8 protein-coding genes are annotated in these 13,335 nt (G+C 71.4%); 2 read left to right on the top strand and 6 right to left on the bottom strand.

The window, feature by feature from the left end; translation table 11 throughout:
- Window positions 1-67: 67 nt before the first annotated feature.
- The 4 genes from ACYQ1K_RS22645 to ACYQ1K_RS22630 form a co-directional block, all read right to left on the bottom strand.
- Entirely contained in the window at window positions 68-2,347 is a 2,280-nt protein-coding gene (locus ACYQ1K_RS22645) for a winged helix-turn-helix domain-containing protein (RefSeq protein ID WP_459985595.1), read from the bottom strand.
- 86 nt (window positions 2,348-2,433) lie between these two features.
- Window positions 2,434-3,840, bottom strand: coding sequence for a glucose-6-phosphate dehydrogenase (gene zwf, locus ACYQ1K_RS22640; protein ID WP_459985593.1), 1,407 nt, complete (start codon window positions 3,838-3,840; stop codon window positions 2,434-2,436).
- 131 nt (window positions 3,841-3,971) lie between these two features.
- Window positions 3,972-6,281 (bottom strand): helix-turn-helix transcriptional regulator, encoded by a 2,310-nt coding sequence (locus tag ACYQ1K_RS22635; protein WP_459985592.1) that lies wholly within the window; start codon window positions 6,279-6,281, stop codon window positions 3,972-3,974.
- A gap of 238 nt (window positions 6,282-6,519) precedes the next feature.
- Window positions 6,520-8,115: a PucR family transcriptional regulator gene (locus tag ACYQ1K_RS22630; RefSeq protein ID WP_459985591.1), complete on the bottom strand. Its 1,596-nt coding sequence runs from the start codon at window positions 8,113-8,115 to the stop codon at window positions 6,520-6,522.
- A gap of 118 nt (window positions 8,116-8,233) precedes the next feature.
- On the opposite strand from ACYQ1K_RS22630, the gene ACYQ1K_RS22625 reads away from it, so the two are divergent.
- Both ACYQ1K_RS22625 and ACYQ1K_RS22620 read left to right on the top strand, forming a co-directional pair.
- The gene (locus tag ACYQ1K_RS22625; protein ID WP_459985590.1) at window positions 8,234-9,769 is read left to right on the top strand and encodes a CoA-acylating methylmalonate-semialdehyde dehydrogenase; all 1,536 of its coding nucleotides are present in this window, start codon (window positions 8,234-8,236) and stop codon (window positions 9,767-9,769) included.
- Window positions 9,762-11,225 carry an aspartate aminotransferase family protein gene (locus ACYQ1K_RS22620; protein ID WP_459985589.1) on the top strand — a complete coding sequence of 488 codons (1,464 nt, stop codon included), beginning with the start codon at window positions 9,762-9,764 and terminating at the stop codon, window positions 11,223-11,225. The genes ACYQ1K_RS22625 and ACYQ1K_RS22620 overlap by 8 nt, the downstream gene beginning before the upstream one ends.
- Window positions 11,226-11,307: 82 nt before the next feature.
- Here the strand turns inward: ACYQ1K_RS22620 and ACYQ1K_RS22615 are convergent, their stop codons facing one another.
- Together ACYQ1K_RS22615 and ACYQ1K_RS22610 are read right to left on the bottom strand one after the other, a co-directional pair.
- Window positions 11,308-12,291, bottom strand: a complete 984-nt coding sequence (locus ACYQ1K_RS22615) for a TauD/TfdA dioxygenase family protein (RefSeq protein WP_459985588.1) — start codon at window positions 12,289-12,291, stop codon at window positions 11,308-11,310.
- A 53-nt stretch (window positions 12,292-12,344) separates the two neighbouring features.
- The gene (locus ACYQ1K_RS22610; RefSeq protein ID WP_459985586.1) at window positions 12,345-13,328 is read right to left on the bottom strand and encodes an ABC transporter permease; all 984 of its coding nucleotides are present in this window, start codon (window positions 13,326-13,328) and stop codon (window positions 12,345-12,347) included.
- Window positions 13,329-13,335 lie beyond the last annotated feature (7 nt).

The following is a 13,335-nucleotide window of genomic DNA, read 5'->3' as shown; positions in this document are numbered from 1 at the left end:
TGAGCCCCGAGGGTGAGCCCGGGGGTGAGCCCGGGGGTGAGCCCGGGGGTGAGCCTCTGGTGAGCGCTCAGACGCCGCGCCGGTCCGCGAGCAGGTCGACGGCCTCGCTCCTCGACGAGACCCCGAGCTTGCGGTAGATCGACTTCACCTGGGACTTCACCGTGTGGTGGGAGACGAAGAGGTGCTCGGCGATCTCGGGGAAGGTCAGGTGCGTGGGCAGAAGAGGCAGGAGCCGCAGCTCTGCAGTCGTGAGGGAGGAGGTGCCCACGGGCGCGGCCCGCGTGATCTGGTCGACCCGCTCGCGCAGTCGATGCAGCTCGCCGGGAAGCGTGCCCAGGTCCGGGCGGCGGCGCACGATCGCCTCCGCCTGATCGAGCACGGCGAGGGCGCCGGCGGGGTCCGTCAGCTCCAGGTAGACGCGCGCGAGCGTGAGCAAAGCCTGCATCGACACCACCGGCAGTGCGTCGGTGAGGAGCGGCCGCAGGGCCGCGGCACGCCTGACGAGCCGGCGCGCCTCGCTCATGTCGGCTCGCCGTACGGCGGCCCCGGCGGCCGCCGCGAACACCAGGGCGCTGGTCCAGTAGCCGTCGAGCCGGGCGCTGTCCACGAGGCCGACCGCCTGCTTGAGCAGCGCGTCCGCCTGTGCCCACTCGCCGCGCGCCGAGGCCATCAGCGCCTGTTCGGCGAGGATCATCGCCGCCAGCGGCGGTGAGTCGAAGCTGACGGACAGGTCGTGCGCGCGGGTGAAGAGCTCCTCGGCCAGGTCGAGGTCGCCCTGCAGCAGCCCCGACAGCGCCTGCACGTGGGTCATCGTCGCTCGGTAGGGGCTGACGGGGCTCAGGCCCTCGAGCGCACGCTCGGCATCCAGCCACATCTGTGCCGGCCCCGTCCGACAGAGGTTGGCACGGAGGTAGGCGAGCGTCCCTGCCACGGTGTTCCCGTCTGGGAGAGTCCCGTCCGGGAGGGTGCCGCCGTTCCCGACACCGTTCACAGGGGCGCTCTCCGCGAGCGCGACCCAGCGCTCGGCCTCCCGGGCACGTCCGAGCAGGGCGAAGATGAGCGCGGCGTGAGCCCCGACGGCTGTGGCGTACGGGCCGATCGCCCGTCCCTCCAGCAGCTCGAGCCAGGAGCGCACCGTCTCGACGCGTCCTTCGGCCCAGACGTGCTGCATGATGTCGAGGACGATCCGGGCGACCCGCTCGCTGTCACCCGCCGCGGCGGCGTGGTCGATGGCGGCCTCGGGCAGGCCGTTGGCCTCATACCAGTCGGCCGCAAGCGTGTGGAGGTCTCTGACCAGCGCTGCGGGCCCGCGATGCAGCTCGGCGACGAGGAGCTCGCGGAAGAGATGGTGGTAGCGGTACCACTCCCGGCGCCGGTCGAGCGGGACGACGAACAGGTTCTGCTCCTCCAGGCGGCGGAGCACCTCGGCCGACGACGAGCCGCCCACGAGTGCGTCGCAGAGCGGGCCGCACATCGAGTCGAGCACCGAGGTGTGCGTGAGGAAGTGCAGGTCGGCGGGGGAGAGGTGGTCGAGCAGCTCGGAGTGGAGGTAGTCGTCGACGAAGCGGTCGTCCCCGGCGAAGGTGAACCCCGGCGCCGGCATCCCGGACCCCAGGGCCAGCGCGGCCAGGTAGAGGCCGGCCGGCCAGCCCTCCGTGCGCTCGACCAGGTCGTCGGCCTGTGCGGCTGAGACGTCCGCCCCGGCGTAGTGGAGTAGTTCCTGCGCCTCCTCGGCCGTCATGGTGAGGTCGGCGGGGCCGATCTCGACGACGTCGCCCTCGACGCGCATCCTGGCCAACGACGGCCCGCCGCCGCGTGAGGCCAGCGCCAGCCGCCACCCGGCGGGCAGTCGGTGGGCGAGCTCGACGATCGAGACCAGCGCCTGGGGGTCGGTGACGACCTCGAGGTGGTCCAGCACCACCACGACCGGGCCCTCGAGCTCGCCCAGGACCCCGAGGATGCGCGGCACGGCGCTGACATTCCCACCCATCGCCGCGACCATCTCGCGGCCGACGGGGGGCACGTTCGCGACGTGCCCGAGCGCAGCCAGGATGTCGGCCCACAGCGTGGCCGGGTCGTTGTCCGAGCGCTCACAGGAGATCCAGGCCACGCAAGGACCGAGTCGTTCCGCCCACTGGGCCAGCAACGTCGTCTTGCCGTAGCCGGGCGGAGCCACGATGCTCACCACCGGCTCGTCGGAGGCCATCAGGCGGTCGACGAGCATGGTCCGGGGGACGAGGCGGTGGCGCACCGGCACGCCCGCGCCTCCGACGCGGGCAGCACTCTGCTTGGCTGCTGGCCGAGCCGCCGAGAACGGCGCGGCGGCCCCCTCCCTGGGCCCTTCCACCCGACCGAGCCTATCGCGGCGTGCCGGTCGGACGGCCCCCGTTTGCGGGCTGTACGCGCGTCGTTCGATCGCCGTTCAGCGGGGGCTCAGTCTGCCAGCCAGACGTCACGCCAGCCGCCCGTGCCGTGCACCAGCGCGTCGGCTGCTGCGGGTCCCCAGGTGCCCGGCTGGTAGGTCTGCACCGGCGGCGGCGCATCGAGCAGGGGCTGCATGACGCGCCAGGTCTCCTCGACGCCGTCCTGGCGTGAGAAGCGCGTGCTCTTCCCGTTCATCGCCGCGTGGAGGAGCACCTCGTACGGCGTGGGACCCTCCCCGCCCTGGTCCGCGAAGACGGCGTCCAGCTCGATCGGCGCGATCTGGTCGAGGTCGGCCCGGTGGGCGTCGAACTGTAGGCGGATGCCGGTGGAGGGGTCCAGTCGCACCACGACCTGGTTGGGCTCCGCCGCACCCGCGAGCCCGAACCCGAGCTTGGGTGGGCGGTTGAAGACGAGGCGCAGCTCCGTCTGCGTCGCCGGGAGCCGCTTGCCGGTGCGGATGTAGAAGGGCACCCCCGCCCATCGCCAGTTCTCGATCTCCAAGCGCAGGGCGGCGTACGTCTCGGTCGTCGAGTCCGCGGCGACGCCCTCGATGGCGCGATAGCCGTCGTACTGACCGCGGACGTAGTGCTTCGGGTCGGCCTCGACCACCGCCCGGAACAGGGCGACCTGGGCCTCCTTCAGCGTGACCGGGTCGCCGCGCGACGGCGGCTCCATCGCGGCGGCGGCGACGACCTGCATGAGGTGGTTGACGACGACGTCGCGCAGCGCGCCCACCGGGTCGTAGAAGTGCCCGCGGTCCTCGACCCCGAAGTCCTCGGCCATCGTGATCTGCACGCACTCGATGTAGTTGCGGCTCCACAGCGGCTCCAGGATCGCGTTGGCGAACCGGAGGTGCAGGATCTCCTCGAGCCCCATCTTGCCGAGGTAGTGGTCGATCCGGAACAGCTGCGACTCGTCGATGTACTGATGCAGCTCGGCCGCCAGGTCGCGCGCCGACTGCTGATCGTGACCGAACGGCTTCTCGACCACGACCACGGCGTGGGAGGTCAGGCCCGCCTCCGAGAGCCCCTGCACGACGCGCCCGAAGAGGAAGGGGGGGATCTCGAGGTAGAAGACGGGCTTGTGAGCACCCTTGACGGCGTCGCCGACTCGTTCGTAGGTCGCCGGGTCGGTGAAGTCGCCGTGCACGTAGGAGAGTCGCTCGGCGAACCGGTCGAACACCGTCTTGTCGAGCTCCTCGCCCGTGCCCTCGATCGAGGTTCGCGCGCGTTCGATGAGCTGGTCGAGCGTCCAGTCGTCGGCGGCGACGCCGACGATCGGGCAGGTCAGCAGCCCGCGCTTCTCCAACCGGTAGAGCGAGCGGAAGGTCATCACCCGCGCCAGGTCGCCGGTGATGCCGAACACGACGAGCACATCGCCTGGTTGCGTCTGCTGGCCTGCGGTTGTCGACGTCATGAGCGTCACGATGCCCCGCAGCCCCGGCCCGTGCCTCGCACACAGCGGATGATCCGCATCCCGCTCTGGGACGTCATGCGGACGGAGCAAGCGGTCACACCGTCCGCATGACGTCCCGGATCCGACCCCCGTCACCGTCGGCCGGCCAGCCAGACGCCGATCTGGCCGCGGGAGGTGTGGCCGAGCTTCACGAGGATGTTCTCCACATGTGTCTCGACCGTGCGGACCGAGATGACGAGCTCCCCGGCGATCTCGCGGTTGGACATGCCGTCCGCCACCAGCACTGCCACCTGGCTCTCGCGGCGGGTGAGCGGGGGATACGTGGTGGCTCCCGCGACGCGTTTCGGCGTGGCTCGCTCGGGAGCGCGTTCGACCATGGTGACCGCGGGCTCGGGACCGTAGCCCTGCAGCCCGCGCTCGAACGCCGCACGGAAGGCCCTGGCGCCGATCCGACCCAGCAGGCCGGCCTCGCAGCGGGCGTGGCCGTCGACCAAGTAGGCGAACGCGCCCAGCGACGTGCCCGCCCGCGTCAGGGCCGCCTGCGCGCGGCCGAGCAGCTCGGCCGCCTCCACCGGGTCCCCGTCCTGCGCGGTGATCCACGCCTGCACCTCCAGGACCATGCCGATGCCGAGCTGGCCCCCGTACTCGACGCTGAGTGCGAGGCTCTCCTGGAGCGCTCGGGTCGCGCCCGGACGGTCGTCCGCTCTCCAGCGCGCGACCGCCCGTGCCCACAGCACGTAGACCATCTCGAACCGCTCGCCGAGAGGACCGGCCGTCGCGAGGAACTCCTGCACCCTGGGCTCGGTGGCGGCCGGATCACCGCCCATCGCCTCCGCAAGGGCGAGGTCACCGAGGGCCCAGATGAGGCCGTTGAGGTCGCCGGCCTCCCGGAACTGGGTCACCGCCGAACTCATCAGGTCCCGAGCAGTCGGATCCAGCGTCGTCGTGGCCGCCAGGGCGGCGGCGTAGGTGAGCCAGGCCATCTCGGTCGCGTTCGCACCCTGCGAGGCCACGTTCCAGGCCTCCTCCATGGTCGTGGCGAGCTTGACGCGGTCGTCCTGGAGCGCCGCCAGGATGGTGCGCGTTCGCAACGCCGTGAGCCGGGTGAGTCGCGGGAGGTCCCGTTCGGTCGCCTGGTCCAACCAGTACGTCGCCTCGTTGAGGCACCCGAGCGCGAGCCACGCGTCGGTCAAGGTCGCGACAAGGTGGACGGCGTCGCGTTCTCCTCCCGGCTGCGAGAGCGCGAACGCCAGCGCCGCTCTGATGTTCGGGAGCTCTTTGCGGATGCGGACGAACCAGGCGAGCTGCGCGGGGCTGACCCACTCCCGGCGCGCCTGCTCGGCGACGGCGATGCACCAGGCGAGGTGAGCCCTGCGCTGCGCCAGCTCCTCATCGGCCTCGGCGAGTCGGGCCAGCCCGTAGCTGCGGATGATCTCCGGCATCCGGAACCGGACCGACTCGGCGTCTCGCTCGGTGAACAGGATCGACTTCGACACCAGCCGGTCGACGACGCCGAGGAGCTCGAGCCCGCTCGGGCTGTCGACGACCTGCCGCAGGGCATCGAGCTCGAAGCCCTGCGCGAAGACGGCGGCCTGACGCCACACCGACTGCTCGTCGGAGTCGCAGAGCTGATAGCTCCACCCGACCAGCGCGCGCAAGGACTGCTGTCGAGTCGGAGTGGCTCGCAGTCCCTTGTCGACCAGCTCGTAGTGATCGCCGAGCTGCGCGAGCAGGTCACGGGGCGCGAGGACACGTGTCCAGACCGCCGCCAGCTCCAGCGCGAGTGGCACGCCCTCCAGTTGCGCGCACAGCTCGGCCACGGTGGCGACGTTCGCCGCGTCGACCACGAACGAGGGGGAGACGGCCGTCGCCCGATCGACGAACAGTGACACCGCCTCGTAGGCGTTCAGCGCTTCGACGGAGGCCACACCCGGCTCAGGCAGCGGGAGCGGAGCCACCGGGTAGACGCGCTCACCCGCGATGCCGAGAGCCTCTCGGCTCGTGGCGAGCACGTGCAGGTCGGGGCAGCGCTTCAAGATCGCGTCCACGGCGGCAGCACACGCCTCGACCAGGTGCTCGCAGTTGTCGAGGATGAGCAGCGAGTGCCGGTGGCCCAACGCCCGGGCCAACGCGTCGAGCGTCCAGGTCAGGCCTTGCTGGCGCAGTCCGAGCGTCGTCGCGATCGCATCCCCGAGCAACGCCGAGTCGACCAGGTCGGCGAGCTCGACCAGCCAGACCCCGTCTGCGAACGCCCGACTCGACGACTCTGCGGCATGCCGCGCCAGCCGCGTCTTGCCCACGCCTCCCATCCCGGTGAGGGTCACGAGGCGAGAGGCCGCCATGAGGTCGCGGATGTCGGCGAGCTCCCGCCGTCGTCCGACGAAGCTTGTCAGCTCGGCGGGTAGGTTGGTGCGTCCCCGGCCGGTCGCAACGGCCGCCATGGGGTCATCACACGCTCAACCCCACCAGCCGTCAAGGGGGCCCCGGCCGGCCCCGCGGCCGCTGGCTGCGCCGGACAGGGGCCGACACGCCGGCGTCGTCGGTGTGTCGGGTCGACCACGCGCATGGAGCGGCCGCCCCCGCGGCCGTTGGCTGCGCCTGACTCGGGCGACACGCCGGCGTCGTCGGCGGGTCGCGTCGACGAACCGCACCGAGCGGCCTCCCTGGGTCCCGAGGTGCCTAGGCGCCGTCGCCCAGGACGGTCGACCGGCGGATCTCATCGATGATCAGCGCCAGGTGGAGGGAGGTCCGAGTCTCGCCGTCGTCGAGATCCACGCCCAGTCGACGCTCGATCTGGGCGATGCGCTCGTAGAGAACCGGACGCGACACGGCGATGCTCGCGGCGGCGGCCGACTTGCTGGCGGGATGCTGGAGGACGGCCCGCAGCGCTTGCTCGAGCCTGGTGTCGTGGTGCTCGGCGCCGCTGCGCAGGGGGCCGAGCTCTCGGTCGCTGAAGGCGTGGAGCCTCTCGTCGTCCCCGACCAGGGTGAGCAGTCCGCGGACGTGGACATCGACGAGGTGATGGACCTTGCCGGGAGCCGCGTCGTCACGAAGGGCCGCCAGCACTTGGCGTGCCTCCCGCATCGACCGGTCGACGGTCGAGAGGTCGTGCACCTCGCTGCCCGCGGCGGCCAGGAAGCCGAGGCGGCTCGGGAGCGCGCCGGCGATGTCGTCTGCCACCTTGGCCGCGGACATGCGGCGCGGGACCGAGAGCAGGGCTCGGACGAGGCCGCCGACGGGGGCGATGAGGACAGGGATCGGTCTCGTCGCCGTCGCGTGCACGAGGGCGGCGACGAGCTCGTCGGCGGCGGCGCTCGACCGACGCAGCTCACCCTCGGTCGGCCGGAACGCCACGGCGATGAAGCGCCGGTTGGCCGTCGGTACGCCGGCCAGCCGGCACCGTTGCTCGACCTCGGGGGAGGTGGGATCCGCCAGGAGTGCGACGAGCAGCTCGTGGTGGACCTGGCGTTCGCGGCTGGTGCGCTGTCGGTCGTGCAGCATGTGCATGGCGAGGGCCGCCGCCCCCCGCTCGGCGACCGCCACCAGCCGCTGACTCGGCGGCGTGGGGGAGTCGAGGACGAGGCGCCCCCAGCGTCGTTCGCTGCGTCCGATCCGTGCGATCAGCCATCCGTGGCTGCTGTCCCACGCGGTCCGGCCACGCGGCTGGGCAGCGAGCGACCGACGGTGCCAGTCGTCGAGGAAGGCAGTCGCGTCGCCGGGGCCGACGACGTAGTCGAGGACGCGGTGCTCCTCGCTCTCGAGGACTGCCGTCGCGGCGGCGAGGTTCGAGACGGCCTCGAGGATCTCCTTGGGCCCGGCCTCGGCGACACTGAGGGCGGTGAAGGTGTCGTGGACCTGCTGGGACTCCCGCAGCTCGGTGAGCTGCTGGTCGACGATGCGCTCGCCGACGCTCTGGGCGACGGAGGCGAACCTCGCCTCGCGGCGCAGGACGACGAGCGGGAGCCCCTCGATCTCGCAGGTCTCCACCAGCGCCGGCGGCGCCTCCTGCCAGCGGCGGCCGAGCTCGAGGAAGAGTCCCGCGGCCCCCGACTCCGCGAGGCTGTGCGCGAACGCCGCCAGCCCCTCGGCGGTGTCGGCCAAGGCGATGCCGGTGGTCAGCACGAGGTCACCTTCCCGAAGAAGGCCGGCGATGTCGGGCAGCTCGGTGGTGTGCACCCAGCGGACGCTGCGGCTCAGCCCGTCGTGACCGGCGAGGGTCTGCGGGTCGGCGCTGCGGACCACCGGCATGAGGAGGACGTCGGAGACGGTGATCACAGCGGCGACTGCCTTCCGTCGATGTGTCGGGGCTGCTTCTCGAATCCTACGGAATGTCTGCCCGGATGCGCGCACCGCGGCCCGAAGATGGAGGCGCATCGTCAAGGAGAGGACTCAGATGTCGCACACCATCGCCCACTGGGCAGCCGGTCAGGCCTTCGACGGCACGAGCGGTCGCACCGCCGCCGTCACCAACCCCGCCACCGGCGCCGTCACCGGTGAGGTCGCGCTGGCGTCGATCGAGGATGCCGAGCACGTGATCGCTGCGGCCGCGGCGGCTGCGCCGGGGTGGGCGGCGACGTCGCTGGCGCGGCGTACCCAGATCGTCTTCGCCTTCCGTGAGCTGTTGAACGCGCGTCGTGACGAGCTGGCGGCGATCATCACCGCCGAGCACGGCAAGGTGCTCTCGGATGCGCTGGGTGAGGTCGCCCGCGGCCAGGAGGTGGTGGAGTTCGCCTGCGGCATCTCCCACCTGCTCAAGGGCGGTCACTCCGAGAGCGTCTCGACCGGTGTCGACGTGCACTCCAAGCGCGATGCACTCGGTGTGGTGGGCATCATCAGCCCGTTCAACTTCCCGGCGATGGTGCCGATGTGGTTCTTCCCGGTCGCGATCGCTGCCGGCAACACAGTCGTGCTCAAGCCGAGCGAGAAGGACCCTTCGGCCGCGCTGTGGATCGCTGCGCTGTGGCAGGAGGCCGGTCTGCCCGACGGTGTCTTCAACGTGCTGCAGGGCGACAAGGTCGCCGTGGACGCGCTGTTGGACAGCCCGGTGGTGCAGGCGATCAGCTTCGTGGGGTCGACCCCGATCGCGGAGTACGTCTACGAGCGGGCCTCCCGCAACGGCAAGCGGGTGCAGGCCCTGGGTGGGGCCAAGAACCACATGGTCGTCCTTCCGGACGCCGATCTGGACCTGGCCGCGGACGCCGCGGTCTCGGCGAGCTACGGCAGCGCGGGGGAGCGATGCATGGCCATCAGCGTCCTGGTCGCGGTCGGGTCGGTGGCCGACGAGCTCGTGGCCCGGATCGCCGACCGCACGCGGACGCTGCTGATCGGTGACGGATCCGCCGAAGCCACCAGCGGCGACGGATCTGGTGGTCGTGAGGCGGACATGGGTCCGCTGGTGACGAAGGTGCACCGCGACAAGGTGGCCTCGTTCATCGACTCCGGGGAGCAGCAGGGCGCCAAGATCGTCGTGGACGGTCGCGACGTGGCCCCGCGCGGCGGCGAGAACGGCTTCTGGTTGGGCCCGACCCTGTTCGACCACGTGACCACGGACATGGACATCTACCGGGAGGAGATCTTCGGACCCGTCCTCTCGGTGGTGCGGGTGGAGACCTACGCCGACGCGATCGAGCTGCTCAACGCCAACCCGTATGGCAACGGCACCGCGATCTTCACCAACGACGGTGGCGCTGCTCGCCGGTTCGAGGCCGACGTTCAGGTGGGCATGATCGGTGTCAACGTGCCCGTCCCGGTGCCGGTCGCCTACTACTCCTTCGGCGGCTGGAAGCGGTCGCTGTTCGGCGACACCCACGCCCACGGCGTCGAGGGCGTGCACTTCTTCACGCGCGGCAAGGTCGTCACCACTCGGTGGATCGACCCCGCCAACCGCCCCGAGGGTGGCCTCGAGCTGGGGTTCCCCCGCAATGTCTGAGGCGACGCTGATCTCTGACACCGACGGCACGGCCTCCCAGTCGGCAAACCAGTCGACCCACGAGCCGACCCACGAGCCGGCGCAGGAGAGCGCGGTCCCCTCGCTCAGCGAGCTGGTGGACTCCTCCCCGGAGCGGGCCTACGAGCTCGACCGCGCGCACGTGTTCCACTCCTGGTCCGCGCAGTCGCTGATCAAGCCGATGGTCGTGACCAAGGCTGAGGGCTCCTACATCTGGGACGGGGAGGGCAACCGGCTGCTCGACTTCACCTCCCAGCTGGTCTACACCAACATGGGCCACCAGCACCCCCGGATCGTCGCGGCGATCCAGGAGCAGGCGGCGCAGCTGTGCACGGTCGCGCCGGGCTATGTCAACGCGGCCCGCTCCGAGGCGGCGCGGCTGATCGCCAGCCACACGCCGGCCGGGCTGGACAAGGTGTTCTTCACCAACGGTGGTGCCGACGCCAACGAGCACGCGATCCGGATGGCGCGGCTGCACACCGGCAAGCACAAGGTCCTCTCGACCTACCGCTCCTATCACGGCGGCACCCACCTGGCCGTCAACGTCACCGGCGACCCCCGTCGCTGGGCGAGCGACAACGGCTCGAGTGGCACGGTGCACTTCTTCGGGCCGTTCCTCTACCGCAGCCCGTTCCACGCCACGACCACCGAGGAGGAGTGCCAGCGGGCGCTCGCGCACCTCGAGCAGGTCATCACCCTCGAGGGGCCGGGCACGATCGCGGCGATCGTGCTGGAGTCCATCCCCGGCACCGCCGGGATCATGATCCCTCCGCCGGGCTACCTGGCCGGCGTCCGCGAGCTGTGCGACCAGCACGGCATCGTGTTCATCGCCGACGAGGTGATGGCCGGGTTCGGCCGGGCGGGGCGCTGGTTCGCGATCGAGCTCGCCGACGAGTCCACACCGGTGGTGCCGGACCTGCTGACCTTCGCCAAGGGCGTCAACTCCGGCTACGTGCCGCTCGGTGGCGTCGTGATCAACGAGGCGATCGCGGCGACCTTCGCCGAGCGGGTCTACCCGGGCGGGCTGACCTACTCCGGCCACCCCCTCGCCACCGCGGCGGCGGTGGCGACCATCCGGGCGATGGAGGACGAGAAGGTCGTCGAGCGTGCCGCCGCGCTGGGCGAGGAGATCTTCGCGCCCCGTCTCGCCGAGCTCGCCGGCAAGCACGAGTGGGTCGGCGAGGTGCGCGGCATCGGTGCCTTCTGGGCGATCGAGCTCGTCTCCGACCCCGAGACTCGGGAGCCGCTGGCGCCGTACGGCGGCAGCAGCGAGGCCGTCAACGCCATCGTCGCCGGGTGCAAGCGCCGAGGCCTGCTCCCGTTCGTCAACTACAACCGCATCCACCTCGTCCCGCCGCTGACCACCGGCGCCACGCAGGTCGCCGAGGCCATCGACATCCTCGACGAGGCCATCGCCGAGGCGGCCGCCGGGGCCTGACGGGCCGACACGGGTCACCGACTCAGACGGAACGCCCGGCCGCGCCAGGCTGCGCGGCCGGGCGTCCGGCGTCTCTCGGGGCTCAGCTCGCCAGGGTCCCCACCGGCGAGTAGTGCGACGCGTCGCCCTTGCGGGCGGTGCTGTGCACCCCGTCGACGCTGACCGGCACGTCTCCGGCGAGCGTGATGCGGTGCAGCCGTCGGTGCTGGTCGTCGTAGTCGTCGACGGCGTAGTGCTGTGTCGCCTGGTTGTCCCAGATGGCCAGGTCGCCGAGCCGCCAGCTCCACCGCACGGTGTTGTCGAGCCGGGTCACGTGGCGCTGGAGCAGGCCGAACAGGTCGGCGGAGTCGCGGCTGGACAGACCCACGAAGTGTCGGACGAAGTGGCCCAGCAGCAGCGTGCGCTCGCCGGTGACCGGGTGGATCCGGACGACGGGATGCTCGGTCTCGTACTCGACGTGACCGAACTCCTCGCGGTAGGCCTGCTCATTGACGTCGATGCCGCCGATCCGCTTCTCGTCACGGTCGGCCGCGTAGTCGTAGAGGTTCGAGTGGACCGCCCACAGCCGGTCGGTGAGCGCCTGCAGCGCCGGGTGCAGGAGCTGGTAGGCGCGGGTGGTGTTCGCCCACACGGTGGTCCCGCCGTACGGCGGCAGCTCGACGGCCCGCAGCAACGACGCGGCCGGGATGCGATCCACGAACGTCACGTCGGTGTGCCAGCTGTTCGCCTTGCCGGTGTCGGAGTCGATCGGCAGGATCGCCTGGCCGTCGCCGGCCACGGTGGGATGCGGCTTGGTCAGGGTGCCGAGCAGTCCCGCGAAGGCCCGCTGCTCGCGGTCGCCTGCATGGTGCTGGTCGCGGAAGAAGACGACCTGATGGGCGGCCAGAGCGGCCTTGATCTCGGCGACCTGGGCGGCCGGCACGTCGCCGCCGATGGCGACACCGCTGATCTGCGCGCCGATGTGGGCGCCGACCTTGCGGACCTCGATGGTGTCGTAGCCGGGTTCGGGCTCGGCCCGGGTGGCGATGGTCTCGGTGGTCAGGGTGGGGTCGAGCTGGATGGTCATCGAACGTCCTCACGTCAAGGATGGGGTGGGGTGGGGAGGGAAGCGGGACCGGTTCAGGTGCGCCAGCGGGAGAACCGCCGCTCGAGGAGCAGCAGCAGGTAGTTGAAGCCGACGCCGATCACGGAGATCGTGAGGATGCCGGCGTACATCTCGGGGATCTGGAAGTTGTTCTCCGCCGAGATGATGAGGTAGCCGAGGCCGGCCTTCGCGCCGACGAACTCGGTCGTGATGAGCACCATCATCGACGCCGCGCCGGAGAGCCGGACGCCGGTGAAGATCGTCGGGACGGCCGCGGGGAGCACGACCTTGCGGAAGAGGCTCACGTTGGAGAGTCCGAGCGACCGCGCCGACTTCACCAACAGCGGGTCGACGTTGCGGGCGCCGCTGATCGTGTTGAACAGGACGACCCAGAAGCAGGCGTAGGAGATCATCGCGATCTTGGAGAAGTCACCGATGCCGAGGATCAGTGTGAAGACCGGGATGAGGGCGACCGCGGCCGTGTTGAGGAAGACGGTCAGCAGGGGGCTGAGCACCTCGGCGATCGTCTTGTACCAGGCGATGAGCAGGCCGAGCGGGATGGCGATCGCGTTGGCGACGAGGAAGCCGGTGAGCGAGCGGTGGAGGCTGGCGACGATGTCGGTCCACAGCGTCCCGTCCGCCGCCAGCCGGCCGAGCGCCCGCACCACCTCGGTGAACCGGGGCAGGAAGGCCGGCTCGACCCACCCTGCGTGGGGCGCCACCTGCCAGAGCACCAGGAGGGCGAGGACGGCGATCACCCGCTTAAGCGTCCCGGTCGCCCCGCGGCCGACGACGGACAGGAGCGACGTACGCCGGCCCGCCCGACGCGCTCGGCCCGCTCGGCCCGCCCGGCCCGCCCGGCCCGCCCGGCCCGCCCGGCCCGCCCGGCCCGATGGCGACGTCTGGACCGGCCCGGTCGTGCGGGCATCGCGTCGATCGGTGGTGACCGGGGCCCTGTCCCGGGGACCGTCGGTGAGCTGACTGCGCAGCTCGGGGGAGGTCGTGGTCGTCTGACTCATCAGTGGG

Source organism: Nocardioides sp. AN3 (assembly GCF_054653495.1).
The sequence above is the reverse complement of the archived record's forward strand: the minus strand, read 5'-3'. Positions and strand labels throughout refer to the sequence as shown.

Coding starts and splice junctions, on each gene's coding strand:
- ACYQ1K_RS22625 (WP_459985590.1), top strand. CDS start 8,234: ATGTCGCACACCATCGCCCACTGGGCAGCCGGTCAGGCCTTCGACGGC.
- ACYQ1K_RS22615 (WP_459985588.1), bottom strand. CDS start 12,291: ATGACCATCCAGCTCGACCCCACCCTGACCACCGAGACCATCGCCACC.
- zwf (WP_459985593.1), bottom strand. CDS start 3,840: ATGACGTCGACAACCGCAGGCCAGCAGACGCAACCAGGCGATGTGCTC.
- ACYQ1K_RS22620 (WP_459985589.1), top strand. CDS start 9,762: ATGTCTGAGGCGACGCTGATCTCTGACACCGACGGCACGGCCTCCCAG.
- ACYQ1K_RS22610 (WP_459985586.1), bottom strand. CDS start 13,328: ATGAGTCAGACGACCACGACCTCCCCCGAGCTGCGCAGTCAGCTCACC.
- ACYQ1K_RS22635 (WP_459985592.1), bottom strand. CDS start 6,281: ATGGCGGCCGTTGCGACCGGCCGGGGACGCACCAACCTACCCGCCGAG.